Genomic DNA, 24,042 nt, shown 5'->3' with positions numbered 1-24,042 from the left:
ATCCGTCAGGATTCAGACCTATTCGGTAATAGTTCGTTGTGGTTTGCCGCAAGCAATACGTAGTACTTAGGGCTATTATCAGTAGGAAGCGGCGATATTTTATGTAGGGCAATTCAGCTTCCGCCGATCCGCACTACCCTCAAAGGGGGCACCACCATGAAAGAGAAAATTCAAAACTGGCTCCATGACCTCGGCGTCGCCCTGGGCTTGATCGAGCCACCGCTGCAGCCGGTGCCGATTCGCACGGATGATGAGCAGCGTCGCCCACGTCGCCGGTGAGCCGCGATTAAGGGAACATTGAGCACATCGCAACTGTAGCAGCAGGCTTGTTAGGGCAAGTCTGCCACCACAGGTGTCTTAGTCTGCTCTGTGTCACACGTTCGTCTTTGAGTATCGGAATCGGACTACTTGTTTGTCAGATTCGCCTGGCTTAGTTAATCCGAAAAATCAGCGTAGAAAAAATCTCCAGCGCCTACATGAATCTGCTGGAGATAAGCCCATGACGCTCTCATGTGTCCCGCCCGTCGCCGCTTCACTGATCGCCACCCTCGACACGGTTTTACACATCGCCCCTGTCTCTAGACGCTGGAGGGCCGACGCCCCCGGCAACGTCGTGTTTCTTCCCCCCACCCTGGCCAAGCAGACACTGCTGTTGCAGATCGCACTGTTGCGGCCGTCCGCGTTGATTGTCGCGGACCAAGTCATCGACGCCGAAATCATTGAGCGCTGGCGCACAGCCCACCCATTTGGCGACCTGTGTCTGATTCGTAGAGGCACGAGCCTGGATAAAGTACGACTGGACTTGTGCGAAGCGAACGATATTCGAGTAATCAATACCCCGGGCATCAACGCGCCGCATGTGGCGGCGTATATGGCGCATTGGCTGACGCTTGGCGAGGGGGCCTTGCCTTCTGAAGTCGGCGTAGTTGGCTACGGGAATGTGGGCAAGGCGCTTGTCAGATTGTTGCTTGAGCGTGACCCCCATGTGCGAATCAAGGTGCTGGGTGAGCATCAGTCCCAAGAGACCGCCGACAGCAGAGTGACATTTGCGGTGGACCGGTTCGAAGCGCTGACGGGGGCCCATGCTGTCGCCCTATGCCCGACCCGGAATGACGAAACCACGCCCCGCATCGATGGGGCGTTGATTGAGTGTCTGCACCCACACGCCCGTCTGGTTTGCGTCGTCGAGCCAGACGTGTTCAGCGACGATGCGGTCCAGGCCCTGGCAGTGGCTGAACACCTTCAATTGGTGCTGGGCTGCGGGTCCGTCACATTGGGTGAGTTTCGCTCGCGCGCTGAACTGCTTGGCTGCAGTCTCGATACCTGGCGCAGGCCGGTGACCTTCACCATTCAAGCCACCTCCAGCGATGCCTGCCATGGCGACCTTGACCACGCCGTCTGCGTTCAGCAGAGCCTGATGGCCGTGCGCGGCCTGCTCAAGCGGTCCCTTGCCAAATCTTTCACTATCCCGACCGTGCAAACTGATGCCGCCGCGCCATGTGTGTCGATCGTCGGCAGGGGGATCAATAGCCTGTTTCAAGCCGTGATGTTCCGCTTGGCCAACTATCAGGTCACGGTGTACGGAACCGAACGACACAGCGATGATGCCCGCCTTAAGCACGTCAATACGTGGCCCATGTCAACAACGCAGCCGACGGCGGAACCAGAGCCCGACCACTGCTTGCCCGTTGAGTGTCACCGCGCAGGGCTGGAGCTGTTCGAAAAGCTGCTGGCGGACAACCCTTCGTTGGCACGACTCGCACACGGGCAGGCGACCACTGCGTTGTGGGATGAACTTGAGGCGCTCTTGGGTGCCTCTGGGGTCCGGTTTCTGCCCCAGCAGTTGAGTCCGGCTCAAACTGCCGCACTGAGTAGGCGGCACTGCGTTGTGTCGGTCTTGGAGGGTGATGATCTCGAAGAACTATCCATCGTGTACCGCTGCGCCCACAACCGCATGGTCGCCGGCGGAACCTATGCCGCGGGCACCACGCAGGGGTTGCTGTGGGCTTCTCTGGTGCAGGAAATCATCCAAGCCAAAGCGCCTATGGTTTTGGCCATGAACGCCCAATAAAAAAAGCGGGTGCGACCTCCGACGTTGCACCCGCTGAAGAAACCGCTTTGTCTCACACCGCCCGAGCTGTCACGCCTTGTGGCTTGCGCGACAGCAGGCTCACCGCGACAAAGCTCACCAGCCCCACCGCCAGGCTATAGTAGATCGGTGTGTTTGCATCCAGGCCATCCTTGAACATAAAGACCAGCGCCGTCACAAAGCCCAGGGCCATGGAGGCGATCGCGCCAGGTGTGCTGGCGCGTTTCCAGAAGATCGCGCCGATCAGCGGGATCAACATACCGCCCACCAACAGGTTGTAGGCCAGGGTCAGAGCGCTGATTACGTCGTTGACCACCAACGCAATGCCCAGCACTGTCGCGCCGGTCAGCAGGGTGAACAAGCGGTTGAGGCTCAGGCTCGACTGCTTGCCGCCGCGCAGGCGCGGCAGCAGGTCTTCGGTCAGCACGGTAGAGGCGGCCAGTAGGCCGGCGCTGGCGGTGGACATCATCGCTGCCAGCGCTGCGGCGATCACCAGACCGCGAATGCCGTCTGGCAGCGACAGTTTCACGATAGCGGCGAAGGCGTTGTTGACGTTGTCCAAGTCCGGGATCAGCACATGGGCCGCCATGCCGATCAATGCACAGGCCAGCCCGTAGAGCACGCAGTAGAAACCGGCGAAGGTTCCGGCGTACTGCGCGACTTTTTCATCACGGGCGGTGAACACCCGCTGCCAGATGTCCTGGCCGATCAAGATGCCGAAGAAGTAGATCATGAAGTAGGTAATGATCGTGTCCCAGCCGATCGCGGTGAAGCTGAAACTCGACGCCGGCAGCTTGGCCACCAGTTCATCCCAGCCACCGACGCGGTACAGGCAGATCGGCAGCAGGATAAACATCAGGCCGACGGTCTTGATCACGAACTGCACGATGTCGGTAAGGGTCAGCGACCACATGCCGCCGATGGTCGAATACACCACCACCACGCCGCCGCCCAGTAGCACCGACACCCAGAACGGCACGCCGAACAGCACTTGCAGCACGGTGCCGATGGCCAGGATCGAGGTGACGCCGATCATCAACGCATACGCCAGCATGATCACCGCGCTGGCCTGGCGCGCCATGGGGTTGTAGCGTTTTTCCAACACCTGAGTGACGGTGAAGATCTTCAGCTTGAGCAGCGGCTTGGCCAGAAACAGATTCAGCGCAATGATCCCCATGCCCAGCGCCGCGCACAGCCAAAAGCCCGAGATGCCGTGCACATAGCCCAGGCGCACCGTGCCGACGGTAGACGCGCCACCCAGTACCGTGGCGGCCATGGTGCCCATGTACAGCGACGGGCCCAGGTTGCGGCCGGCCACCAGGTAATCTTCGTGGGTCTTGGCGCGGCGCATGCCGTAATAGCCGAGCACCAGCATGCCGGCGGCGTAGATGAGTACGACGAATAAATCCAAAGCCATGACGGCGAGTCTCCGATTATTGTTTTAGGCGGTTTGCACGCGGGTTGCGGCCAAAGCCCTGGCCGACTCGGTCGGTCCATACACCGACGCCGGCTCCGGGAACACCCGCAGCAGCGTCAGGTACACCACCGAAGCCAGCCCCAGGGTCACCGGCAGGCTGATGTCGATGCCGTCGGCCAGGTTGCCCAGCGGCCCGACGAACTGCCCCGGCAGGTTGACGAAGCACAACCCCACCAGCGCGCTGGGAATCCATGCCCCCAAACCGCGCCAGTTCCAGCCGTGGCTGAACCAGTAACGCCCGCCGGTCTCGCCGCGGGTGAACACTTGCAGGTCATCCGGGCAATAGAAGCCGCGGCGCACGATCAGGCCGATGATCATCATCACCATCCATGGCGTGGTGCAGGTGATGATCAGCACGGCGAAAGTCGACACGCTCTGCACCAGGTTGGCGGCGAAGCGTCCGATAAAGATGAAGGCAATCGACATCACGCCGATCAGCAATGTCGCCTTGACCCGAGAGAGCACGCGCGGGAATACGCTGGACATGTCCAAGCCGGTGCCATACAGCGAGGTGGTGCCGGTGGACATGCCGCCGATCACCGCGATCAGGCACACCGGCAGGAAGAACCACGTCGGCGCCACCGCCAGCAGGCCGCCGACATAGTTGTTGGCCGCGATGTAATCCGGCGCCTTGACCGCCACGATGGTCGCGGTGGCCAGGCCGAACAGAAACGGAATCAGCGTGGCGATCTGCGCGGCGATCACCGCCAGCATGATGCGCAGTTTCGGCGTCTCGCGCGGGATGTAGCGCGACCAGTCCCCCAGGAACGCACCGAAGGAAATCGGGTTGCTCATGGCCACCAGTGCCGCGCCGATAAAGGCCGCCCAGAAGCCGCTCTGGCCTAAGGCCAAGCTGCCGGCGAAATGGCTGTCGAAGGTCGGTGCGAAGGCAAAGATGCCCAGTAGGAACAGTAGGCTGGCCGCCCACACGGCAATGCGATTGACCCACAGCATGAAACGAAAGCCATAGATGCACACCGTCAGCACCAGCAGGGCAAACATGCCGTAGGCCAGGCCAAGGGTCAGGTCGGTTTCCGGCAGGCCGATCAGACGTTTCGCTCCGCCGACCAGCGCATCCCCCGAACTCCACACCGACAGGGAGAAGAAGGCAATCGCCGTCAGCAATGACAGAAACGAGCCGACAATGCGCCCATGCACACCGAAGTGCGCGCCGGACGACACCGCGTTGTTGGTGCCGTTGAGCGGCCCGAACAGGCCCATGGGCGCCAGGATCAGCGCGCCCACCAGCACGCCCAGCACAATCGCCCACACACCGGCCTGGAATGACAGGCCGAACAGTACGGGGAAGGAGCCCAGCACGGCGGTGGCAAAGGTATTGGCACCGCCGAAGATCAGTCGGAACAGATCCTTGGGGCTGGCGGTGCGCTCGTGGTCCGGGATCTGTTCGACCCCGTTGGTTTCTATGGTGCGAATACTTTTTTGGTTGTTTTTATTATTCATGATCAGCTCCGATCACATTGGCTAAGGGGGCGGCAGCCCTTCCGGCATAGCGGACAAATGTTCGTGACAGGCCAGCCACAGGCCTTGTTTTTGTTGTGTGCCAGACCCTTGCCGAATAAACACAATGGTCTCGCGTTCCTGGCTGGAGCAGTGCTCCCCATGCATGCGCAACTCGGTGGCCACGTCATGCATAAAAATCGCCACATCCCCGTGCAGGCTGACGTGGGCATTACTCGACGTGCAGGACAGCACCTCGAATCCTTCGTCCCTGCGCCAGCTGTCCCACAACGTCTGGTACGCGTCGCGACTCAGCAACGGCTGGGGCAGGGTATAAAACACAAAGCTGGCATCGGCGGTGAATGCGTCGAAGTAGGCGGCGCGGTCATTGCGTGCGAACGCGGCCACCAGGTCGGCGGCCGCTTGCAGCACCTCGTGCGCGCTCATCAACGGTGCGCCACGCCAGGCAGCACGCAGAGCATTTCGTACAGCAGATTCGCGCCCAACAGGGAGGTATTTCCGGTGGTGTCGTAGGGCGGCGACACTTCCACCAGGTCGCAACCCACCAAGTCCAGGCCCTGGCAACCGCGGATGATTTCGATCGCCTGAATGGTGGTCAACCCGCCGATTTCCGGGGTGCCGGTGCCAGGTGCCCAGGCCGGGTCGATGCCGTCGATATCGAAGCTCAGGTACACCGGGCCGCCGCCGACTTTTTCCCGCACTTCGGCCATCAGAGGGGCGAGAGAGTGGTGCCAGCATTCTTCGGCCTGGACTACGCGAAAGCCCTGCTTGCGGCTCCAGTTGAAGTCTTCGGCGGTGTAGCCCTGGGCGCGCAGACCGATCTGCACCACGCGGTCGCAATCGAGCAGGCCTTCTTCCACCGCGCGGCGGAACGTGGTGCCGTGGGCGATTTTCTCGCCGAACATATGGTCGTTGACGTCGGCGTGTGCATCGATGTGCACCAGTCCGACCTTGCCGTGTTTTTTGTGGATCGCCCGCAGGATCGGCAGGGTGATGGTGTGGTCGCCGCCCAGGGTCAAGGGGATCACGTCGTGTTCGAGGATCTCGTGATACGCCTCTTCGATAATGCGCACGGCATCCAGCAGGTTGAAGGTGTTGATTGCCACGTCACCGATGTCCGCCACCGACAGCGAGTCGAACGGTGCGGCGCCGGTGGCCATGTTGTAAGGGCGGATCATTACCGATTCGGCGCGGATTTCGCGGGGCCCAAAGCGGGTGCCGGCGCGCAGTGAGGTGCCGATGTCCAAGGGCACCCCGATAAACGCGGCGTCCAGGCCCTTGGCCGTTGGCAGGTGGGGCAGGCGCATCATGGTGGCGATGCCGGCAAAGCGCGGCATTTCGTTGCCGCCCAGTGGTTGGTGAAAAATCTTGTCCACGGGAGTGCCTCATCGTTGTTTTGGTTGTTGGGGGCCGATTCTGCGAAAAGCGCGGCGCCGGACAAATCGGCTGAGGCAAATACTTAGTTCAGATTTTTCTAAACTAAAGCAGGCAGGTAGACTGCCGCTCTCAACCCTCGGAGCCGCCCATGGCCAACGCCTTGCCAGACCTGAAACTCCTGCGCATCTTCGTCAGCGTCGTGCGGCACCAGGGGTTCGCCAATGCCCAGCACGAACTCAACCTGTCGACATCGGCTATCAGCACCTATATGAGCCAGCTGGAATCGGCGCTCGGCCTGGTGCTGTGTCATCGGGGGCGCGGCGGCTTCAGCCTGACCAGCAAGGGCGAGTTGTTCCATCAGGAAACCCTGCGCTTGCTGGCTGAGCTGGAAGGCTTCGAGCAGTACGCCGCCGCGCTCAAAGGGGAATTGCGCGGTACCCTCAAGCTCGGCGTGCTGGACTCCACGGTCAGCGACAAGGCGCTGCCGTTCGCTGAAGTGATCGGCGCCTACAGCCAGGAACACCCGGCGGTGCACCTGCATCTGTCGGTCATGAGTCCCTACGAGTTGCAGCTTGGCGTCCAGGACAATCGCCTGGACCTGGCCATTGGCGCCTTTTCCAATCGCATGAGCGGGTTGATCTATATGCCGCTGTACCGCGAGCAGCACTGGCTCTATTGCAGCTCGCGCCATCCGCTGTTCGGCGAGCGGCGTATTCCGGAACAGGTGATTACCCAGCAGCGCATGGTTGGACGCGGCTACTGGAGCCAGGCGGAACTGGCGCGCCATGGTTTCAAACACAGCGCGGCGACCGTGGAAAGTATGGAGGCGCAGTTGATCCTGGTGCTGTCCGGCGCCTATATCGGTTACCTGCCGGAACACTACGCCCAGGCCTGGGCCGACAAAGGCGATCTGCGGGTGTTGTTGCCCGCCACCTTTGGTTATCAGGCACCGTTTTCGATGATCATGCGCCGGGGCCGCAGCCGCGAACCGTTGATCCAGACTTTCCGCGACTTACTTAAAGCTCAGCTCAATCAGGCCTGATACCAGCATGTCCAGACCCCAATGTTCCCGTTGCCTCAGGCCCGCCGCCCATTGCTTGTGCGCGCTGATTCCCCGTCTGGATAGCCGCACTCGGGTGTTGTTGTTGCAGCATCCGAGCGAGGTCAACCATGCGCTCAATACCGCGCGCCTGGCGGCATTAGGTTTGAACAATGCGCAACTGGTGGTGGGCGAGGTGTTCGATGATCTGCCGACCTTGTTGAACCCTCCCGGCTATCAGGCACGGCTGTTGTTTCCCGCTGACGACGCCCAGCCATTGCACGCTTATGGGCCCGACGCCCAGCCGCTGTTGCTGGTGGTCCCCGACGGCACCTGGCGAAAAGCACGTAAATTGCTGCACCTGAATCCGTTGTTGGCGGCGTTGCCACGGGTGTCGTTGGCCGAGGGTGGTGTGTCGCGCTATCGGCTGCGCAAGGCGCCCGGGCCGGGAGCCTTGTCGACGGTTGAAGCAATTGCGCAGGCATTGCAGGTGCTGGAGGCACCCACTTCTTTCGAGCCGCTGCTCAAACCTTTTGAAGCGTTGATCGACGGTCAGATTGCGGCGATGGGTGAGGCGGTTTTTCAGAAAAATCATGGCGGCGGGCATTGGGAATAGGCGGGGGGCGTTGCAGCATGAAATGCGCTCGCATGTGGGAGGGGGGCTCGCCCCGGATAGGGCCCTCACAGCTGCCCATTTCCCTCGCTTATTCCCATAAGCCATAAGTACCGCACTTTGCGTGATATGGCCCGCCGACCTTTCCCGGTATGATGTGCGCCCCGCAGTCTGGATTGCGAATACGCCATGACCTTGCAGTACCCCACTATCGCCGATTGCGTCGGCAACACGCCCCTGGTCCGCTTGCAACGCATGGCGGGTGAAACCAGCAATACCCTGTTGCTCAAGCTCGAAGGGAACAACCCGGCCGGCTCGGTAAAAGACCGCCCGGCGCTGTCGATGATCACTCGCGCCGAGTTGCGCGGGCAGATCAAACCGGGTGACACCCTGATCGAAGCCACCTCGGGCAACACCGGGATCGCCCTGGCCATGGCCGCCGCGATCAAGGGTTACAAAATGATCCTGATCATGCCCGACAACGGCAGCGCCGAGCGCAAGGCGGCAATGACCGCCTATGGCGCCGAGTTGGTGCTGGTGACCCAGGAAGAAGGCATGGAAGGTGCCCGCGACCTCGCCGAGCGCATGGCCGCCGCAGGCCGCGGCCTGGTGCTCGACCAGTTCGCCAACGGGGATAACCCTGAGGCGCACTACACCAGCACCGGCCCGGAAATCTGGCGCCAGACCCAGGGCACCATCACCCATTTCGTCAGTTCCATGGGCACCACCGGCACCATCATGGGCAACTCGCGTTACCTCAAGGAGCAGAACCCGGCGATCCAGATCGTCGGCCTGCAACCGATGGAAGGCGCGGCTATCCCCGGCATTCGCCGCTGGCCAGAAGCCTATCTGCCGAAGATTTACAACGCCTCGCGGGTCGATCGCATCATCGACATGGCCCAGCGCGAAGCCGAAGACACCACCCGCCGCCTGGCCCGTGAAGAAGGCATCTTCTGCGGCGTTTCCTCCGGCGGTGCGGTGGCCGGCATGCTGCGGCTGTCGAAAGAAGTCGAAAACGCGGTGATCGTCGCGATCATCTGTGACCGAGGCGACCGTTACCTGTCGACCGGCATTTTCGACGAACCCAACTGATGGCCAAGCACGACAGAGGCTTGCGCTTCCAACCGACGGGCGGCAGCCGGGCCCCACAGATTCCGGTGGGCAAGAAACAACGCCTGACCATCGAGCGCCTGGCCAATGACGGGCGCGGCATCGTGTTCTTCGAAGGACGCACCTGGTTCGTCAATGGCGCCCTTGCCGGTGAAGAGGTCGAAGCGCGGGTGTTGGGCACCCACGGCAAAGTGGTCGAGGCCCGCACCGAGCGGGTGTTCAGCGCCAGCGAACTGCGCCGCCCTGCACCTTGCGCGCATTTCGGCCGCTGCGGCGGCTGCAGCGTGCAGCATCTGGCGCATGACGAACAACTCGCCCTGAAACAGCGCATGCTCGCCGAGCAACTGTCCCGTGTGGCCGGTATCGAGCCGTCGGAATGGGCGGCGCCGTTGAGTGGCCCGGAATTCGGCTACCGTCGCCGCGCCCGCGTGGCCGTGCGCTGGGACGCCAAGGCCAAGACCCTTGAAGTGGGTTTTCGCGCGGTGGCCAGCCAGGACATTGTTGCCATCGATGAATGCCCGGTGCTGGTACAGGCCTTGCAGCCGATCATGCAGCGCCTGCCGAACATGCTGCGCCGCTTGAGCAAACCTCAAGCCCTGGGGCATGTGGAGTTGTTCAGCGGGTCGTCCATCGCTGTGTTGTTGCGGCATATGGCGCCGTTGTCCGAAGCGGACCTGCTGGTGTTGAAAGAATTCTGCGCGTTCCATAACGCTCAATTGTGGCTCCAGGGTGAGGGGCAACCGGCACCGGTGGAGCCCGATCTGACCCTGGGATTTGGCCTGGAAGCCTGGGATCTGGAGCTGGCGTATCGGCCAGGGGATTTTGTTCAGGTCAACGCCGGGGTCAATGAGGCGATGGTGGCCCAGGCCCTGGAATGGCTGGCGCCGCAACCCGACGAGCGGGTGCTGGATCTGTTTTGCGGTCTGGGCAACTTCGCCTTGCCATTGGCGCGCCAGGTGCGTGAAGTGGTCGCGGTAGAAGGTGTGCAGACCATGGTGGACCGGGCGGCGCTCAACGCCGTCAGCAACAATTTGCATAATGCGCGGTTTTTTCAGGCCGATTTGTCTCAGCCTTTGACTGACGCAGAATGGGCCAAGCAGGGCTTTTCTGCGGTACTCTTGGACCCACCTCGCGATGGTGCTCAGGAGGTGGTGCGCAAGCTCGCCACCCTGGGGGCCAAGCGTCTGGTGTATGTGTCCTGCAACCCGGCGACGCTGGCGCGGGACACGGTTGAGTTGGTCAAGCAAGGCTACCGGCTAAAACGTGCCGGGATCCTCGATATGTTTCCGCAGACAGCGCATGTCGAGGCCATGGCGTTATTTGAAGCGGGCTAGGATGCCCGTTTAATCCGACTGGCCTGCATTCTCCAGGGCCGTGATCCGCCAGGGAATCTGCAGGGTGAGCTTTAGTGATAAAGCAGGTTGGCGATGATTTTTGACGCATCGAAGGTGCGTCGTAGGGAAGGTAAGCAAGATGGTACAGGTGAGAGCACACCAGCCGATCAACACTGACGGCAGTATCAATCTCGAGGCATGGCTGGATCATGCGGTCAGTGTCGATCCGGCACTGGACCGTGAAGCCTTGAAGGCCGCCTGCGAGTTCGCCCGTGAGTCTGAGCAACAGGACAACGCGGCGAAGAACCTGTGGGCCGAAGGCACTTCAAGTTTTCGCACCGGCCTTGAGATCGCCGAGATCCTTGCCGATCTCAAGCTGGACCAGGATTCGCTGATCGCCGCCGTGCTCTATCGCGGCGTGCGCGAAGGGCATATTCCGTTGCCGACGGTCAGCCAGCGCTTCGGTGCGGTGGTGGCCAAACTGATCGACGGCGTGCTGCGCATGGCCGCCATCAGCGCCAGCCTCAGCCCGCGCCAGTCGATGGTGCTGGGTACCCAGGGCCAGGTCGAGAACCTGCGCAAGATGCTGGTGGCGATGGTCGACGACGTGCGCGTGGCCCTGATCAAGCTGGCCGAACGCACCTGTGCGATCCGTGCGGTCAAGAATGCCGACGACGAGAAACGCAACCGCGTCGCCCGCGAGGTCTTCGATATCTACGCGCCCCTGGCGCACCGCCTGGGTATCGGCCATATCAAGTGGGAGTTGGAGGACCTGTCCTTCCGATACCTGGAGCCCGATCAATACAAACAGATCGCCACGCTCTTGCACGAGCGCAGGCTGGATCGCGAGCGCTTCATCACCGATGTGATGAACCAACTGCGTTCCGAACTGCAGGCCACCGGGGTCGAGGCTGACATCAGTGGCCGCGCCAAACACATCTATTCCATCTGGCGCAAAATGCAGCGCAAGGGCCTGGCTTTCAGCCAGATCTACGACGTGCGTGCCGTGCGCGTGCTGGTGCCGGAAATGCGCGACTGCTACACCGCGCTGGGTATCGTCCACACCCTGTGGCGGCACATTCCCAAGGAATTCGACGACTACATCGCCAACCCCAAGGAAAACGGCTACCGCTCGCTGCACACAGCGGTGATCGGCCCCGAGGGCAAGGTCCTGGAAGTGCAGATCCGCACCCATGCCATGCACGAAGAGGCAGAGCTGGGGGTGTGTGCGCACTGGCGCTACAAGGGCACCGACGTCAAGGCCGGCTCCAATCAGTACGAGGAGAAAATCTCCTGGCTGCGCCAAGTGTTGGAATGGCACGAAGAACTCGGCGACATCGGCGGCCTGGCCGAACAACTGCGGGTCGATATCGAACCGGACCGGGTCTACATCTTTACCCCGGACGGCCACGCCATCGACTTGCCCAAGGGCGCCACGCCGTTGGACTTCGCCTACCGCGTGCACACCGAGATCGGCCATAACTGCCGGGGCGCCAAGATCAACGGGCGCATCGTGCCGCTCAACTACAGCCTGCAGACCGGCGAACAGGTCGAGATCATCACCAGCAAACACGGCACCCCCAGCCGCGACTGGCTGAACCCGAACCTGGGTTACATCACTACATCGCGGGCGCGGGCCAAGATCGTCCATTGGTTCAAACTGCAGGCCCGCGACCAGAACGTCGCCGCCGGCAAGACCCTGATCGAACGCGAACTGGCGCGCCTGGGGCTGCCCCAGGTGGACTTCGACAAGCTGGCCGAAAAGGCCAATATGAAGATTGCCGAAGACATGTTCGCCGCCCTCGGTGCCGGCGACCTGCGCCTTGCGCAGTTGGTCAACCTGGCCCAGCAACTGGTGGAGCCGGAGCGCGGCAACGAACAACTGGAGCTGATCCCACGCAAAGCCACCGGCTACAAACCTGGCAAGCGCGGCGATATTCAGATCCAGGGCGTGGGCAACCTGATGACGCAGATGGCCGGTTGCTGCCAGCCGCTGCCGGGCGATGCCATCGTCGGCTACATCACCCAGGGTCGTGGCGTGAGCATTCACCGTCAGGACTGCGCTTCGGTGTTGCAGCTGGCCGGGCGTGAGCCGGAGCGCATCATTCAGGTCAGTTGGGGGCCGGTACCGGTGCTCACCTATCCGGTGGACATCATCATCCGCGCCTACGACCGTTCGGGGTTGCTGCGCGACGTCTCGCAAGTGTTGCTCAACGAGCGGATCAACGTGTTGGCGGTCAACACCCGCTCGAATAAAGAGGACAACACCGCGTTGATGTCACTGACCATCGAGATTCCCGGGCTGGATGCGCTGGGGCGGTTGCTGGGGCGGATTTCCCAGTTGCCGAACATCATCGAGACGCGGCGTAATCGCACGCCATCATGAGTAGCCCGATGTACAGCCTCGAAGACCTGCTGCACCTGATGAATCGCCTGCGGGACCCGCAATACGGGTGCCCGTGGGACATCAAGCAAACCTACGCGAGTATCGTCCCGCACACCCTCGAAGAAGCCTACGAGGTGGCCGATGCCATCGAGCGTGGCGACTTCGATCACTTGCAGGGCGAGCTAGGCGATTTGCTCTTTCAGGTGGTGTATTACAGCCAGCTGGCGCGGGAAGAAGGGCGCTTTGAATTTGCCGGGGTGGTCGACAGCATTACTCGCAAGCTGATTCGGCGTCACCCCCATGTGTTCCCCACCGGCGATCTGTATGCGCCGCTGGATGTCCCGCGACTCAGCGAAGAACACGTCAAGGAACGCTGGGAGCAGATAAAGGCCGAGGAGCGCGCGGAAAAATCCGACGCTCCGCAGCAGCTTTCACTGCTCGACGATGTGCCCAGCGCCTTGCCGTCCCTGTCCCGTGCCGCCAAGTTGCAGAAACGCGCCAGCCAGGTCGGTTTCGACTGGCCATCGGCCTTGCCGGTGGTGGACAACGTGCGCGAAGAGTTGGATGAAGTCCTCGAAGCCATGGCCGATAACGACCCGGCGGCCATTGCCGATGAAGTCGGCGACCTGCTATTCGCGGCGGTCAACCTGGCCCGTCACCTCAAGGTCGACCCCGAAACCGCGCTGCGTGGCGCCAATGCCAAGTTCGAACGACGCTTCCGATTTATCGAACAGGCATTGCGCGAGACCCAGCGTCCCATGGAAGATTGCACCCTCGAAGAGTTGGACGCCCTATGGGGCGAAGCCAAACGTCAGGAAAAGAACGTGTCCAGCTGCGGTTGAGCAGTTGCCTAAGTGAGTAAGCACCATGAGCCTTTCCCTTCGCGACCAGTTGCTCAAAGCAGGTCTGGTCAATCAAAAGCAGGCCAAGCAGGTCGGCAAAGAGAAACAGAAGCAGCAACGTCTGGTCCACAAAGGCCAGGCCGAAGCCGATGACACCCAGGCGCGCCTGGCCCTTGAGGCCAAGGCCGAAAAGATCAAGCGCGACCAGGAACTGAACCGCCAGCAGCAGGAAAAAGCCGAGGCCAAGGCCCGTGCGGCCCAGGTCAAGCAACTGATCGAAACCTCGCGCCTGCCCAAGCTGACCACCGAGGACTACTACAACTTCGTGGATGACAAGAAGGTCAAGCGCCTCTCGGTCAACACGTTGATGCGCAACAAACTGAGCAACGGCTCCCTGGCGATCGTGCATCACGGCGGCGGTTATGAAGTGATCCCACGGGAGGCCGCGTTGAAGATCCAGGAGCGCGCACCCGAGCGCATCGTGCAGCTCAATATCCTCACCGAGAGCCAGGTGCCGGACGAGGATGATCCATACGCGGCTTACCAGATCCCTGACGATCTGATGTGGTAAAGAGCCGGCTTGTTGTGGTGAGCGGGCTTGCCCCGCGTTGGGCTGCAAAGCAGCCCCAAAACCTGGTTGAGATTCTGTCTGACGGAATGCGTTAGCCGTGCTCAGGGCTGCTCCGCAGCCCAGCCCAGGACAAGCCTGCTCACCACAACCCTCTACACGATTTCGGGTTTCAGGCGCTTTCTGCCTGGCGTCTCATCTCAAGCATTTCAAGCTCGTTCTTATAGTTCTGAGCGTCGCTTTCGTTATGAAACATGCCGACCAGCAGGTCTTGTTGGTGTACATCCCAGATGTGAATCCCATGGCCCAACGCTTCATGGGACATATGTGCATCGTCGCGTTCAGTTACTTTTACAGTCATCTGCTTGCTCCAATCTCTGGTGGATCTGCGGCAAGTCGTCGCAGGCCTTTGTTATATGTTTTGTTAGCTTGCTAAGTAAACCGGTTTTGCCTGCAACAATTCATTGCATGAAACGCAACAATGCTGCAGGCCCCGTAAACCGCGACATTGCGCCGCAGAGCCGTGGGTTTGATGACAAAAGTTTCATGTGAAAGGGCTTGCCGCACCCCTGTGCGAGCGAGAAAACAGGCGAAAAAAAGCCCCGCATTCGCGAGGCTTTCAGTCTTATCGATCGATCAGCTGCCTTTGACCGCTTTACCGTCAACGGTGCCGTCCTGCAGCATGATGTTGTATTCCTTACCGTCGGTCTCAACCTGGCGCAGGGCTACCAGAATGCCGCCCTGGTCCTTGGCAAACCACATCTGGGTGATGCGCTTGCTTTGCGTCGGATCACGTACCCGCTCGACCTTGATGGCGTCGATGGAGCCGACCTTGGTCTGGACCTTTTCCGGGCCGATCACGCGGAAGTCGTAGGTGTCGACATCAGTGCCTTCCACCACGTTGTAGCTCATGCTCTTTTTGCCGGCCGCGACATCGCGCTGCAAGGCCAACTGGTAGGTCGACTTATCGAGCATGCCGCTTTGCAGAGGCACATTCACGGCGTCTTTGTTTTCGAAGCCGGTGACTTTCTTGGCTGCCTGATCGAAGTCCAGGTTGATTTTCTTGGCTTTGCCCAGGCCGCCGCGTTCGAAGGTGTAGCTCTTCGGTTGCAGGCTGTCCTTGTCAAACAGGATCACGCTAGTTTCAGTCAGGCTGGCAATCATCATGGAAGCCTTGAAGTTCAAGGTCCACGTGCCGTCGCTATTCTTGGCCAGGCTGCGTTCGGCCGAACCACTCATGGGCAACTGTTTCCAGTCGGCGGTGTAGCTTACGGAGAAGGGATGAAGGTCTGCCGCTTGCACCGCAGGCAAGGCGAACAGCGCAAAAGCGAAGAGCAAGGCACGACGCATAAAATCTCCTAGGTTCGAATCAAGTGGCCGCTGGCCGCGAGTAACTGGCCGTCCAATAATGCACCCTGGTCACCGAGAATCAACCGCCCCTCGGCAAACCAGCGAACCGCCAGCGGGTAAATCCTGTGTTCCTGGGTGTGAACCCGTTGCGCAAGCGTCTGCGCCGAGTCATCCGACTCTACCGGAACCACTGCCTGTACGACCAGAGGCCCGCCATCGAGTTCCTCGGTGACGAAGTGCACGCTGCAGCCATGCTCGCGGTCACCGGCATCAATGGCACGTTGGTGCGTGTGCATGCCCTTGTATTTGGGCAGCAGGGAAGGGTGGATATTCAGCAGGCGCCCGGCGTAATGGCGCACGAAGTCAGCGCTGAGGATGCGCATGAAACCGGCCAGTACCACGAGCTTGGGATCGAAGGCGTCGATCAGTTCCACCAGGGCGCGATCAAAAGCCTCGCGGCCGTCGAACGCCTTGTGATCCAGGGAGCGGGTTTCGATTCCCGCGTCCCTGGCGCGTTGCAGCCCATAGGCGTCGCTACGGTTGGAGATCACCGCAGCGATGCGCACCGGGCTGTCGCCGGTGCGCGTGCTGTCGATCAGGGCCTGCAAGTTACTGCCGGTGCCGGAGAGCAGCACCACGACATCACAGGTTGCCGGCATCAGTGCGCCTTAAGGTTCTTCAGTTCAACCTGGGCCGCGCCTTCCGGAGCAGTGGCGATCTGGCCGATGACCCAAGGCTGCTCGCCGGCTTCGCGCAATACGTTCAGCGCGGTTTCCACATGTTCCTGCGCTACGCAGATGACCATGCCCACGCCGCAGTTCAGCACACGGTGCATTTCGGTTTCGTTGACGTTGCCTTTTTCCTGCAACCAATCGAACACCGCAGGACGCTGCCAGCTGGCGACGTCGACAATAGCCTGAGCGCCTTTTGGCAGGACGCGCGGGATGTTGTCCAGCAGGCCGCCACCGGTGATGTGGGCCATGGCCTTCACGGCGCCGGTGTCCTTGATCAGCTTGAGCAACGGCTTGACGTAGATGCGGGTCGGCGCCATCAGCAGGTCGGTCAGTGGCTTGCCGTCGAGCTGGGTGTTTTCGATGTCGGCACCCGACACTTCGATGATCTTGCGGATCAGCGAGTAGCCGTTGGAGTGCGGACCGGAGGATGGCAGGGCGAGCAGGGCGTCACCAGCGGCCACTTTGGAGCCGTCGATGATTTCGGCTTTTTCTACAACGCCGACGCAGAAGCCGGCCAGGTCGTAGTCTTCGCCTTCGTACATGCCGGGCATTTCAGCGGTTTCGCCGCCTACCAGGGAGCAACCCGACAGTTCGCAGCCAGCGCCGATACCGGTGACCACTTGGGCGGCGGTGTCCACGTTCAGCTTGCCGGTGGCGTAGTAGTCGAGGAAGAACAGCGGCTCGGCGCCACATACCACCAGGTCGTTGACGCACATGGCCACCAGGTCGATGCCGATGCTGTCGTGCTTGTTCAGGTTCAGGGCCAGGCGCAGCTTGGTGCCCACGCCGTCGGTGCCGGACACCAGGACTGGCTGCTTGTAGCCGGCCGGGATCTCGCAGAGGGCGCCAAAACCGCCCAGGCCGCCCATGACTTCGGGGCGCGCAGTGCGCTTGGCGACGCTCTTGATGCGTTCGACCAATGCTTCACCGGCGTCGATGTCTACACCGGCGTCCTTGTAGCTCAGGGAGGGTTGCTTGCTCATGATCCAGGCCTTTAGGGGGGATTTCTGGGTAACGACCGAGCGGGCGGGGGCTTTTGTAAAGAGGCCCAGCCGTTGACGGTCTGCGAAGGCGCGCGATTTTATCAGGCTTGAGGGGCAGCGGCCATCCTCGGGCCGACGGGCAGGGCCATATCGGCTAAAAAAGGCGATTAAAAAAATGCTAATCGACTCGGCTTCAGCGCCTATTAAGGTATAGCCTTGAACCCGCTAGTACTGTGACAGTACGAAAACTTACCGAGACCCCGTGAATGTTTTACCGGTCGCCGTGGTCCCAGCCCAGGCGAAACCGAGTTCGCGCGGTCTGTTCCAGCCGCTAAATCTGTCGTTCGGGAATCTTTCATGCGTCTGTGTAATGTGTTTTTTGTGGGCTGTTTGTCGTTGGTCAGCCTTGCGAGTCATGCCGAAACCCTCAACGGCCTTTATCAAGTACTTGAACCGGTCAGCAGCCAGTCGCCCCAGGAGCGCGACCAAGCAACCCAGCGCGCGGTGCAGACCCTGGTGATCCGCCTGACTGGCGATGCCAAGGCCGCCGAAGGCCCGGGCCTGGCGGCGGTACGCAAAGACCCGCAGCAGATCATCAGCCAGTACGGCTACGACGCCGGCCCGCCGGAAAGCCTGCAAGTGGATTTCGACCCGGTGAGCACCGATCGCGCATTGCGTGACGCCGGGTTATCTATCTGGGGCAGCAATCGGCCCTCGATCCTGGGCTGGTGGCTGAATGATTCCACCGAGGGCAGCAGCCTGGTGGGCGACGGCCAGTCCGCCGCCCAAGCGCTGCGTCGTGCGGCGCAACACCGTGGCTTGCCGCTGCGTCTGCCATTGGGCGATCTGGAAGAGCAAGTAGTGGCCACCGCGCCGAATCTGGAGAGCGCCGATGCCACGCCGCTGCGGGCTGCGTCCGAACGCTACGGTGCCGATGCGTTGCTGGCGGTGCATGCGCGTCAAGAAGGTAATCAGTGGCAGGCCAAATGGCGGCTGTGGTTGGGCGACAAGGCTGATCAAGGCACCGCCGAGGGCGCAGACACCGCAGCGCTGGCGGATGCGGTGATGTTGGCCGTCAGCCAGAAGCTGGCGCCGCGTTTTGCGGTCAAGCCGGGCGTCAGCACCGAGCAGTTGCTGGAAGTGCAGGGCATGAATCTGGAGCGCTACGCAACGCTTGGGCATCTGCTTGAGCCGTTTGGCGGTCAACCGCTGCTGGTCGATGGCGACCGCATTGTGTATCGCGTGAACGGCAGCGCCGAGCAATTGCGTACCCAGTTGAACCTGGCCAAGTTGCAGGAGGTTCCAGCGGCTGAAGCCCAGCCGGTGACCGACGGAACGCCACTGGCCGCTGCCCCCGAACCCCAGGCGCAACTGCGTTTTCGCTGGTAAACGTTCTTCCTTATATAGATAGAAGCAAACAGATGGAGTGGTTTATGGCGGATACGCGTCGTTGGGTGTGGCTAGGCGGGATTGTCCTGCTGTGCGTTTTTGTGTTCTTGCTGCATTCGATCCTGACGCCGTTCCTTGTCGCGTTGCTGTTGGCCTACCTATTCGATCCCGTGGTGGATCGTCTGGAAAAGGCCGGACTTTCGCGAACCTTGGGCGTGGTAACGGTGTTCGCGCTGTTCACCTTGATCGTCACGGCCCTGGTCCTGGTGCTGGTGCCGATGCTGGTCAAGCAGCTGTATCGATTGTATGAGCTGGCGCCGCAAATGCTCGACTGGCTGCAGCACACGGCGATGCCGTGGGCTCAATCCAAGCTGGGGCTGTCGGATGGCTTCTGGAAGTTCGACAAAGTTAAGGCGGCCATCAGTGAGCACATGGGCCAGACCACCGATATCGTCGGTGTGGTGCTTAGCCAGGCCACCGCTTCCGGGCTCGCGCTGATCGGTTGGTTGACCAACTTGGTGCTGATCCCGGTGGTGGCGTTTTACCTGCTTCGCGACTGGGACATCATGATGGCCAAGATCCGCAGCCTGCTGCCGCGTGACCGCGAAGAGCGCATTGTGTCCCTGGCCGAAGAGTGCCATGAAGTGCTGGGCGCATTCGTGCGTGGTCAGTTGCTGGTGATGCTCGCCTTGGGCGTTATCTATGCCGCCGGGTTGATGGCCATCGGCCTGGAGCTGGGCCTGTTGATCGGGCTGATTGCCGGTTTGGCTGCGATCGTGCCGTACATGGGGTTTGTGATCGGGATCGGCGCGGCGTTGGTGGCGGGTCTGTTTCAGTTCGGCGGCGATCTTTACCCGATGCTGGGTATCGTTGCAGTGTTTATGGTCGGCCAGGCGCTGGAAGGCATGGTGCTCACGCCGCTGTTGGTGGGGGATCGCATCGGTCTGCACCCGGTGGCCGTGATCTTTGCGATCCTGGCGGGCGGGGAGTTGTTCGGTTTTACCGGCATCCTGCTGGCCCTACCGGTGGCTGCGGTGATCATGGTGCTGGTGCGCCATGTGCATGATCTGTACAAGGATTCGGATGTGTACACAGGGGTCGAAGACCCCGACCTGTAATCGCAGTGTCACAAGCCCGGCGCAACGCCGGGTTTGTTGTTTATTCAGGCGTGGCGTCAAACAATTCGCGTAAAACCAACAAGTTAACGCAAACCTTTGATTTTGCTTGAGGTCTGCTGCATTGTGCGCCCGACGTCACGGGTATAAACTTCGCAAACTTTTCACAGAGGCCACTAACGGTTCGATGGGAGCCGTTCAGTCAGCATGAAACCGATTCAGCTGCCCTTGGGTGTGCGTCTGCGTGACGACGCCACCTTCATCAATTACTACCCAGGCGCCAACGCCGCTGCACTCGGCTATGTCGAGCGGCTCTGCGAAGCCGACGCCGGGTGGACTGAAAGCCTGATCTATCTGTGGGGCAAGCATGGCGTGGGGCGTACCCACCTGTTGCAGGCCGCGTGCCTGCGCTTCGAACAGATGGGCGAACCGGCGGTGTACCTGCCGTTGGCTGAGTTGATGGATCGCGGCGTCGGCATTTTCGACCACCTTGAGCAATACGAGCTGGTCTGCCTCGACGACCTGCAGGCCATAGCCGGCAAGGCTGACTGGGAAGAAGCGCTGTTCCATCTGTTCAACCGCCTGCGTGACAGTGGCCGACGCCTGTTGATTGCGGCCTCCACCTCGCCGCGGGAATTGCCGGTCAAGCTGGCGGACCTTAAATCGCGCCTGACCCTGGCGTTGATCTTCCAGATGCGCCCCTTGTCCGACGAGGACAAATTGCGCGCCCTTCAGTTACGAGCCTCGCGGCGCGGCCTGCATCTCACCGATGAGGTCGGGCATTTCATCCTGACCCGTGGCACTCGCAGCATGAGCGCATTGTTCGATCTGCTTGAACAGCTCGATCAAGCTTCCTTGCAGGCGCAAAGAAAATTGACGATCCCTTTTCTCAAAGAGACATTGGGCTGGTAACGCCTTGATTTTCAATGTTTCGGCACTTTTCAGGCGCCAGAAAACCTGCGTATGAGCCCGGCGAGCTACGCATTTTTGTCGATAAATGGAATTACGGCTTAGATGTCAGGGTCGAATCGGGAAGTCACAAAAGGCACGATTGAATTTGCAAATCGATGTGATAGAGGGCATAGTCGCGGCTTCTAAATCTATCAGCCACGGTCGTGCCCATGCTAAATCGCTTCGCACCCCTCGTGCCTCTCGCACTCGTCACCCTGTTGTTTGGTTGCGCGTCCCACCCTCAACAGGTGGCAGAACAGCAAAAACCACAGGTTCAAAACCAGGCAAAATTCGTCGCGGCGCAATCTTCCACTGTTTATGAGGAAGAAGTGGCGACCGAAAAAGAGCTGGCCGACTTTTCCGGCAGCAAGCCTTATCAACTCCCAGTTCTGGCCGACAGCATTCTTGAGCGCGGCATGTCCCTGATCGGTACCCGTTACCGTTTCGGCGGTACCTCCGAGGCCGGCTTCGATTGCAGCGGCTTTATCGGTTATCTGTTCCGTGAAGAGGCCGGCATGAACCTGCCGCGTTCGACGCGCGAAATGATCAACGTTAATGCACCGCTGGTCGCGCGCAACAACCTCAAGCCCGGCGATCTGCTTTTCTTCAGTACCAGTGGTCGTGGGCGCGTCAGCCACGCCGGTATCTATTTGGGCGATAACCAGTTTATCCACTCCAGCAGCCGTCGCAGCGGCGGTGTTCGAGTCGACAATCTGGGCGACAGCTACTGGAGCAAAACCTTCATCGAAGCCAAGCGTGCCTTGGCGATGGCTCCGACTACCGTTACCGCCAGCAAGTAAAGTTAAAGTGATACTTGAAGTTTGACGTGTAAGCGCTAGAATCCCTGGACATTGTTGTAATCGGTACGCGCGAGCTTTGCTTGCGCGTTCTGGTTTTCAGCGTTCGGCAGCGAAAGCCGCATCCAGACCAGGATTGTTCTGCACATGTCGACCTCGGCCCGCCTGATTCTTATCCTCTGCGCCGCGCTTATCAGCGCCTGCGCCAGCCGGCCACCGCCCGCGCCCGTCGCGGTCAAGCCCAAGCCGGTGTTCAACTATTCCACGCAAAGTTTCTCGCCTGCCGCCGAAGACGTGCTGTTTCGCGCGCTCGGCCTGGTCGGCACGCCTTATCGCTGGGGCGGCAACACCCCGGACTCTGGGTTTGATTGCAGTGGCCTGATCGGGTTTGTGTTCCGCGATGCCGCCGGCATTTCGTTGCCGCGCACCACCCGTGAGCTGATCGTGATGCGTGCCCAAGATGTGAGCGAGCAGAACCTGCAGACCGGCGACCTGTTGTTCTTCGCCACCGGCGGCGGCTCTCAAGTCAGTCACGCTGGCATCTACGTGGGTGAAGGCCGCTTTGTACACGCACCGCAAACCGGCGGTACGGTGAAACTGGACACCTTGTCCAAAGCCTATTGGCAGAATGCCTACCTGAGCGCCAAGCGCGTGTTGCCGGCCGAGCATTTGGCGCGCAATCCTTAATCCAATGTGGGAGGGAGCAATTCCCTCCCACATGGTTTTTGCGGTGTTTATTTAGCGGCCGACACCCGCCACACCTTGTTTCCCACATCATCGGCCACCAGCAAATCGCCTTGCTGATCAATCACCACGCCCACCGGCCGGCCCATGGCTTTTTCATCTTGATCGAGGAATCCGGTCAGCACATCCATCGGTTGCCCTTTCGGCTGGCCACCCTCGAACGGTACGAAGATCACTTTGTAGCCACTGTGTGGCTTGCGGTTCCACGAGCCGTGCTGGCCGATAAACGCGCCGTTGCTGAAGGCGGTTGGCAATTTGCTCCCTAGCGCAAACGTCAGGCCCAGTGAAGCGGTATGTGGCCCCACTGCATAGTCCGGGGCAATGGCTTTGGCCACCAGGTCCGGATTCTGCGGCGTGACGCGTTCATCCACATGCTGGCCGTAGTAGCTGAAGGGCCACCCGTAGAAAGCGCCGTCTTTGACCGACGTGATGTAATCCGGCACCAAATCGCTGCCGATCTCGTCGCGTTCGTTCACTGCGGTCCACAGTTTGCCGCTCTGGGGTTCCCAGGCCATACCGTTGGGGTTGCGCAAGCCTGAGGCGAAGATGCGGTGCTGGCCGCTGGCGCGGTCCACTTCCCAGATCGCAGCGCGGCCTTGTTCGGCCTCCAGGCCATTTTCACCGACGTTGCTGTTGGAGCCGACGCTCACGTACAGCTTGCTGCCGTCCGGGCTGGCGATCACGTTTTTGGTCCAGTGGTGGTTCAGCGGTCCGCCCGGCAGCTCGACCACCGTGGTGCCAGCGGTCTTGATTGCAGTGGCGCCCGGTTGATAGGCAAAGCGCAGCAGCTTGTCCGAATCGGCGACATAGAGGTCGTTGCCCATCAGTGTCATGCCGAACGGCGAGTTGAGATTTTCCAGGAACACCGTGCGGGTTTCCGCCACACCGTCGTGGTCGGCATCGCGCAACAGGGTGATGCGGTTCGGGCTGGGTACGCCGGCGCCGGCGCGGTCCATGACCTTTTCCATTACCCAACCACGAATGCCTTTGGCGTCATCCGGCTTGGGCGGCGCGTTGGTTTCCGCCACCAGCACATCGCCATTGGGCAAAACGTACAGCCAGCGCGGGTGATCCAGGCCTTCGGCAAAAGCGCTCACCTGCAAGCCCGGCGCTGCCGTGGGCTTGGCGCCGTCGGGCCAGCCGATGGCCGGGGCGATGTTGACGGTGGGGATCAGGGTCTTGTTCGGTTGCGGTAAGCGCGGCGATGGCCCCGTGCCGTCGCTGATCTGCAACGTGGAGCTTTCACCGCAGGCGGCGAGGCTGCCGGCGAGCATGATCAGTAAGGTGAGTCTGGTTTTATGCATGGTGTTCTCCTTGATACCTGTAGGGATAGAGGAGGGCGCGGGTGCGATGGTTCAAGAACAAGGCCGGCTTTAATTGACGCTCCACCCCCAACCCACTAACCTTCGCGGCTTGTTTCAGGTGCTCTGTGACCCACGGGTCGACGGAGTGAAACAGGGAAGCCGGTGAGTGAGCGCACTTGTACACAGTGTGGCCGCGATCCCGGCGCTGCCCCCGCAACGGTAAATGAGTCAAGACGCTGCCTTTGGCCACTGTATCCCAGCGATACGGGAAGGCGCAGCGTCGGTCTGTTCCTGGTTCGCCGGGAGCGGCCCACTTATGAGCCCGGAGACCGGCCTGGATCATTCAACAGCATCACGGTGG

At 60.9% G+C, this 24,042-nt stretch carries 23 protein-coding genes and 1 riboswitch; of the genes, 14 read left to right on the top strand and 9 right to left on the bottom strand.

Features of this window, described 5'->3' with window-relative positions; all coding sequences use genetic code 11:
* Window positions 1-156 precede the first annotated feature (156 nt).
* Together YA0848_RS36420 and YA0848_RS15990 are read left to right on the top strand one after the other, a co-directional pair.
* Window positions 157-279, top strand: a complete 123-nt coding sequence (locus YA0848_RS36420; RefSeq protein ID WP_003193089.1) for a PA1414 family protein — start codon at window positions 157-159, stop codon at window positions 277-279.
* Between the two features lie 220 nt (window positions 280-499).
* A complete protein-coding gene (locus YA0848_RS15990) occupies window positions 500-2,071 on the top strand; it encodes an amino acid dehydrogenase (RefSeq protein WP_169902468.1) in 1,572 nt (523 codons plus the stop codon).
* 52 nt (window positions 2,072-2,123) lie between these two features.
* Here the strand turns inward: YA0848_RS15990 and YA0848_RS15985 are convergent, their stop codons facing one another.
* The 4 genes from YA0848_RS15985 to speB are packed head-to-tail and all read right to left on the bottom strand — an operon-like array spanning window position 2,124 to window position 6,421.
* Window positions 2,124-3,506 (bottom strand): sodium:solute symporter, encoded by a 1,383-nt coding sequence (locus YA0848_RS15985; RefSeq protein ID WP_184315797.1) that lies wholly within the window; start codon window positions 3,504-3,506, stop codon window positions 2,124-2,126.
* 24 nt (window positions 3,507-3,530) lie between these two features.
* Window positions 3,531-5,027 (bottom strand): purine-cytosine permease family protein, encoded by a 1,497-nt coding sequence (locus YA0848_RS15980; RefSeq protein WP_034138899.1) that lies wholly within the window; start codon window positions 5,025-5,027, stop codon window positions 3,531-3,533.
* A 21-nt stretch (window positions 5,028-5,048) separates the two neighbouring features.
* Entirely contained in the window at window positions 5,049-5,471 is a 423-nt protein-coding gene (locus YA0848_RS15975) for a YybH family protein (RefSeq protein WP_034138898.1), read from the bottom strand.
* The gene (speB, locus tag YA0848_RS15970) at window positions 5,471-6,421 is read right to left on the bottom strand and encodes an agmatinase (RefSeq protein WP_034099610.1); all 951 of its coding nucleotides are present in this window, start codon (window positions 6,419-6,421) and stop codon (window positions 5,471-5,473) included. Before speB ends, YA0848_RS15975 begins: the two co-directional genes overlap by 1 nt.
* Before the next feature lie 149 nt (window positions 6,422-6,570).
* Between speB and YA0848_RS15965 the strand changes: the two genes are divergently transcribed.
* The 7 genes from YA0848_RS15965 (at window position 6,571) to YA0848_RS15935 (ending at window position 14,317) form a co-directional block, all read left to right on the top strand.
* Window positions 6,571-7,464, top strand: a complete 894-nt coding sequence (locus tag YA0848_RS15965; protein WP_034099609.1) for a LysR family transcriptional regulator — start codon at window positions 6,571-6,573, stop codon at window positions 7,462-7,464.
* Between the two features lie 7 nt (window positions 7,465-7,471).
* Complete coding sequence (locus YA0848_RS15960; RefSeq protein ID WP_169902467.1) at window positions 7,472-8,077, top strand: tRNA-uridine aminocarboxypropyltransferase; 606 nt, start codon at window positions 7,472-7,474, stop codon at window positions 8,075-8,077.
* 186 nt (window positions 8,078-8,263) lie between these two features.
* Window positions 8,264-9,166 (top strand): cysteine synthase CysM, encoded by a 903-nt coding sequence (gene cysM / locus YA0848_RS15955; protein ID WP_034099607.1) that lies wholly within the window; start codon window positions 8,264-8,266, stop codon window positions 9,164-9,166.
* Window positions 9,166-10,518 carry a 23S rRNA (uracil(1939)-C(5))-methyltransferase RlmD gene (rlmD, locus tag YA0848_RS15950; protein ID WP_047881303.1) on the top strand — a complete coding sequence of 451 codons (1,353 nt, stop codon included), beginning with the start codon at window positions 9,166-9,168 and terminating at the stop codon, window positions 10,516-10,518. Before cysM ends, rlmD begins: the two co-directional genes overlap by 1 nt.
* Before the next feature lie 139 nt (window positions 10,519-10,657).
* Window positions 10,658-12,904: a GTP diphosphokinase gene (gene relA, locus YA0848_RS15945; RefSeq protein WP_034099604.1), complete on the top strand. Its 2,247-nt coding sequence runs from the start codon at window positions 10,658-10,660 to the stop codon at window positions 12,902-12,904.
* Between the two features lie 8 nt (window positions 12,905-12,912).
* Window positions 12,913-13,746: a nucleoside triphosphate pyrophosphohydrolase gene (mazG, locus tag YA0848_RS15940; RefSeq protein WP_034099603.1), complete on the top strand. Its 834-nt coding sequence runs from the start codon at window positions 12,913-12,915 to the stop codon at window positions 13,744-13,746.
* Window positions 13,747-13,771: 25 nt separating this feature from the next.
* Window positions 13,772-14,317 (top strand): DUF2058 domain-containing protein, encoded by a 546-nt coding sequence (locus YA0848_RS15935; RefSeq protein ID WP_034099601.1) that lies wholly within the window; start codon window positions 13,772-13,774, stop codon window positions 14,315-14,317.
* Between the two features lie 169 nt (window positions 14,318-14,486).
* Here the strand turns inward: YA0848_RS15935 and YA0848_RS15930 are convergent, their stop codons facing one another.
* From YA0848_RS15930 to purM, 4 genes are all read right to left on the bottom strand, one after another.
* A complete protein-coding gene (locus tag YA0848_RS15930) occupies window positions 14,487-14,675 on the bottom strand; it encodes a hypothetical protein (RefSeq protein WP_034099600.1) in 189 nt (62 codons plus the stop codon).
* A gap of 275 nt (window positions 14,676-14,950) precedes the next feature.
* Complete coding sequence (locus tag YA0848_RS15925) at window positions 14,951-15,664, bottom strand: DUF3108 domain-containing protein (protein ID WP_198712268.1); 714 nt, start codon at window positions 15,662-15,664, stop codon at window positions 14,951-14,953.
* Window positions 15,665-15,672: 8 nt separating this feature from the next.
* A complete protein-coding gene (gene purN / locus YA0848_RS15920; protein WP_034099598.1) occupies window positions 15,673-16,323 on the bottom strand; it encodes a phosphoribosylglycinamide formyltransferase in 651 nt (216 codons plus the stop codon).
* The gene (gene purM / locus YA0848_RS15915; RefSeq protein WP_034099596.1) at window positions 16,323-17,381 is read right to left on the bottom strand and encodes a phosphoribosylformylglycinamidine cyclo-ligase; all 1,059 of its coding nucleotides are present in this window, start codon (window positions 17,379-17,381) and stop codon (window positions 16,323-16,325) included. Before purM ends, purN begins: the two co-directional genes overlap by 1 nt.
* Window positions 17,382-17,738: 357 nt before the next feature.
* Between purM and YA0848_RS15910 the strand changes: the two genes are divergently transcribed.
* The 5 genes from YA0848_RS15910 (at window position 17,739) to YA0848_RS15890 (ending at window position 22,320) form a co-directional block, all read left to right on the top strand.
* The gene (locus tag YA0848_RS15910) at window positions 17,739-18,770 is read left to right on the top strand and encodes a DUF2066 domain-containing protein (protein WP_169902466.1); all 1,032 of its coding nucleotides are present in this window, start codon (window positions 17,739-17,741) and stop codon (window positions 18,768-18,770) included.
* Between the two features lie 44 nt (window positions 18,771-18,814).
* Complete coding sequence (locus YA0848_RS15905) at window positions 18,815-19,888, top strand: AI-2E family transporter (protein ID WP_034099592.1); 1,074 nt, start codon at window positions 18,815-18,817, stop codon at window positions 19,886-19,888.
* A 204-nt stretch (window positions 19,889-20,092) separates the two neighbouring features.
* The gene (gene hda / locus YA0848_RS15900) at window positions 20,093-20,797 is read left to right on the top strand and encodes a DnaA regulatory inactivator Hda (RefSeq protein WP_034099591.1); all 705 of its coding nucleotides are present in this window, start codon (window positions 20,093-20,095) and stop codon (window positions 20,795-20,797) included.
* A gap of 209 nt (window positions 20,798-21,006) precedes the next feature.
* On the top strand, window positions 21,007-21,636 hold the full coding sequence (locus tag YA0848_RS15895) for a C40 family peptidase (protein WP_034099590.1): 630 nt from the start codon (window positions 21,007-21,009) through the stop codon (window positions 21,634-21,636).
* Window positions 21,637-21,780: 144 nt separating this feature from the next.
* A complete protein-coding gene (locus tag YA0848_RS15890) occupies window positions 21,781-22,320 on the top strand; it encodes a C40 family peptidase (protein ID WP_034099589.1) in 540 nt (179 codons plus the stop codon).
* A gap of 47 nt (window positions 22,321-22,367) precedes the next feature.
* Here the strand turns inward: YA0848_RS15890 and YA0848_RS15885 are convergent, their stop codons facing one another.
* Entirely contained in the window at window positions 22,368-23,681 is a 1,314-nt protein-coding gene (locus tag YA0848_RS15885; RefSeq protein ID WP_184315795.1) for a PQQ-dependent sugar dehydrogenase, read from the bottom strand.
* A 99-nt stretch (window positions 23,682-23,780) separates the two neighbouring features.
* Window positions 23,781-24,033: riboswitch (cobalamin riboswitch) on the top strand.
* Window positions 24,034-24,042: the final 9 nt, after the last annotated feature.

Origin of the sequence: Pseudomonas sp. S4_EA_1b (genome assembly GCF_016307435.1) — a bacterium.
In the GTDB taxonomy this organism is placed as follows: domain Bacteria; phylum Pseudomonadota; class Gammaproteobacteria; order Pseudomonadales; family Pseudomonadaceae; genus Aquipseudomonas; species Aquipseudomonas rhodesiae.
The sequence above is the reverse complement of the archived record's forward strand: the minus strand, read 5'-3'. Positions and strand labels throughout refer to the sequence as shown.

Coding starts and splice junctions, on each gene's coding strand:
- YA0848_RS36420 (WP_003193089.1), top strand. CDS start 157: ATGAAAGAGAAAATTCAAAACTGGCTCCATGACCTCGGCGTCGCCCTG.
- YA0848_RS15990 (WP_169902468.1), top strand. CDS start 500: ATGACGCTCTCATGTGTCCCGCCCGTCGCCGCTTCACTGATCGCCACC.
- YA0848_RS15985 (WP_184315797.1), bottom strand. CDS start 3,506: ATGGCTTTGGATTTATTCGTCGTACTCATCTACGCCGCCGGCATGCTG.
- YA0848_RS15980 (WP_034138899.1), bottom strand. CDS start 5,027: ATGAATAATAAAAACAACCAAAAAAGTATTCGCACCATAGAAACCAAC.
- YA0848_RS15975 (WP_034138898.1), bottom strand. CDS start 5,471: ATGAGCGCGCACGAGGTGCTGCAAGCGGCCGCCGACCTGGTGGCCGCG.
- YA0848_RS15965 (WP_034099609.1), top strand. CDS start 6,571: ATGGCCAACGCCTTGCCAGACCTGAAACTCCTGCGCATCTTCGTCAGC.
- YA0848_RS15960 (WP_169902467.1), top strand. CDS start 7,472: ATGTCCAGACCCCAATGTTCCCGTTGCCTCAGGCCCGCCGCCCATTGC.
- cysM (WP_034099607.1), top strand. CDS start 8,264: ATGACCTTGCAGTACCCCACTATCGCCGATTGCGTCGGCAACACGCCC.
- rlmD (WP_047881303.1), top strand. CDS start 9,166: ATGGCCAAGCACGACAGAGGCTTGCGCTTCCAACCGACGGGCGGCAGC.
- relA (WP_034099604.1), top strand. CDS start 10,658: ATGGTACAGGTGAGAGCACACCAGCCGATCAACACTGACGGCAGTATC.
- mazG (WP_034099603.1), top strand. CDS start 12,913: ATGTACAGCCTCGAAGACCTGCTGCACCTGATGAATCGCCTGCGGGAC.
- YA0848_RS15935 (WP_034099601.1), top strand. CDS start 13,772: ATGAGCCTTTCCCTTCGCGACCAGTTGCTCAAAGCAGGTCTGGTCAAT.
- YA0848_RS15930 (WP_034099600.1), bottom strand. CDS start 14,675: ATGACTGTAAAAGTAACTGAACGCGACGATGCACATATGTCCCATGAA.
- YA0848_RS15925 (WP_198712268.1), bottom strand. CDS start 15,664: ATGCGTCGTGCCTTGCTCTTCGCTTTTGCGCTGTTCGCCTTGCCTGCG.
- purN (WP_034099598.1), bottom strand. CDS start 16,323: ATGCCGGCAACCTGTGATGTCGTGGTGCTGCTCTCCGGCACCGGCAGT.
- purM (WP_034099596.1), bottom strand. CDS start 17,381: ATGAGCAAGCAACCCTCCCTGAGCTACAAGGACGCCGGTGTAGACATC.
- YA0848_RS15910 (WP_169902466.1), top strand. CDS start 17,739: ATGCGTCTGTGTAATGTGTTTTTTGTGGGCTGTTTGTCGTTGGTCAGC.
- YA0848_RS15905 (WP_034099592.1), top strand. CDS start 18,815: ATGGCGGATACGCGTCGTTGGGTGTGGCTAGGCGGGATTGTCCTGCTG.
- hda (WP_034099591.1), top strand. CDS start 20,093: ATGAAACCGATTCAGCTGCCCTTGGGTGTGCGTCTGCGTGACGACGCC.
- YA0848_RS15895 (WP_034099590.1), top strand. CDS start 21,007: ATGCTAAATCGCTTCGCACCCCTCGTGCCTCTCGCACTCGTCACCCTG.
- YA0848_RS15890 (WP_034099589.1), top strand. CDS start 21,781: ATGTCGACCTCGGCCCGCCTGATTCTTATCCTCTGCGCCGCGCTTATC.
- YA0848_RS15885 (WP_184315795.1), bottom strand. CDS start 23,681: ATGCATAAAACCAGACTCACCTTACTGATCATGCTCGCCGGCAGCCTC.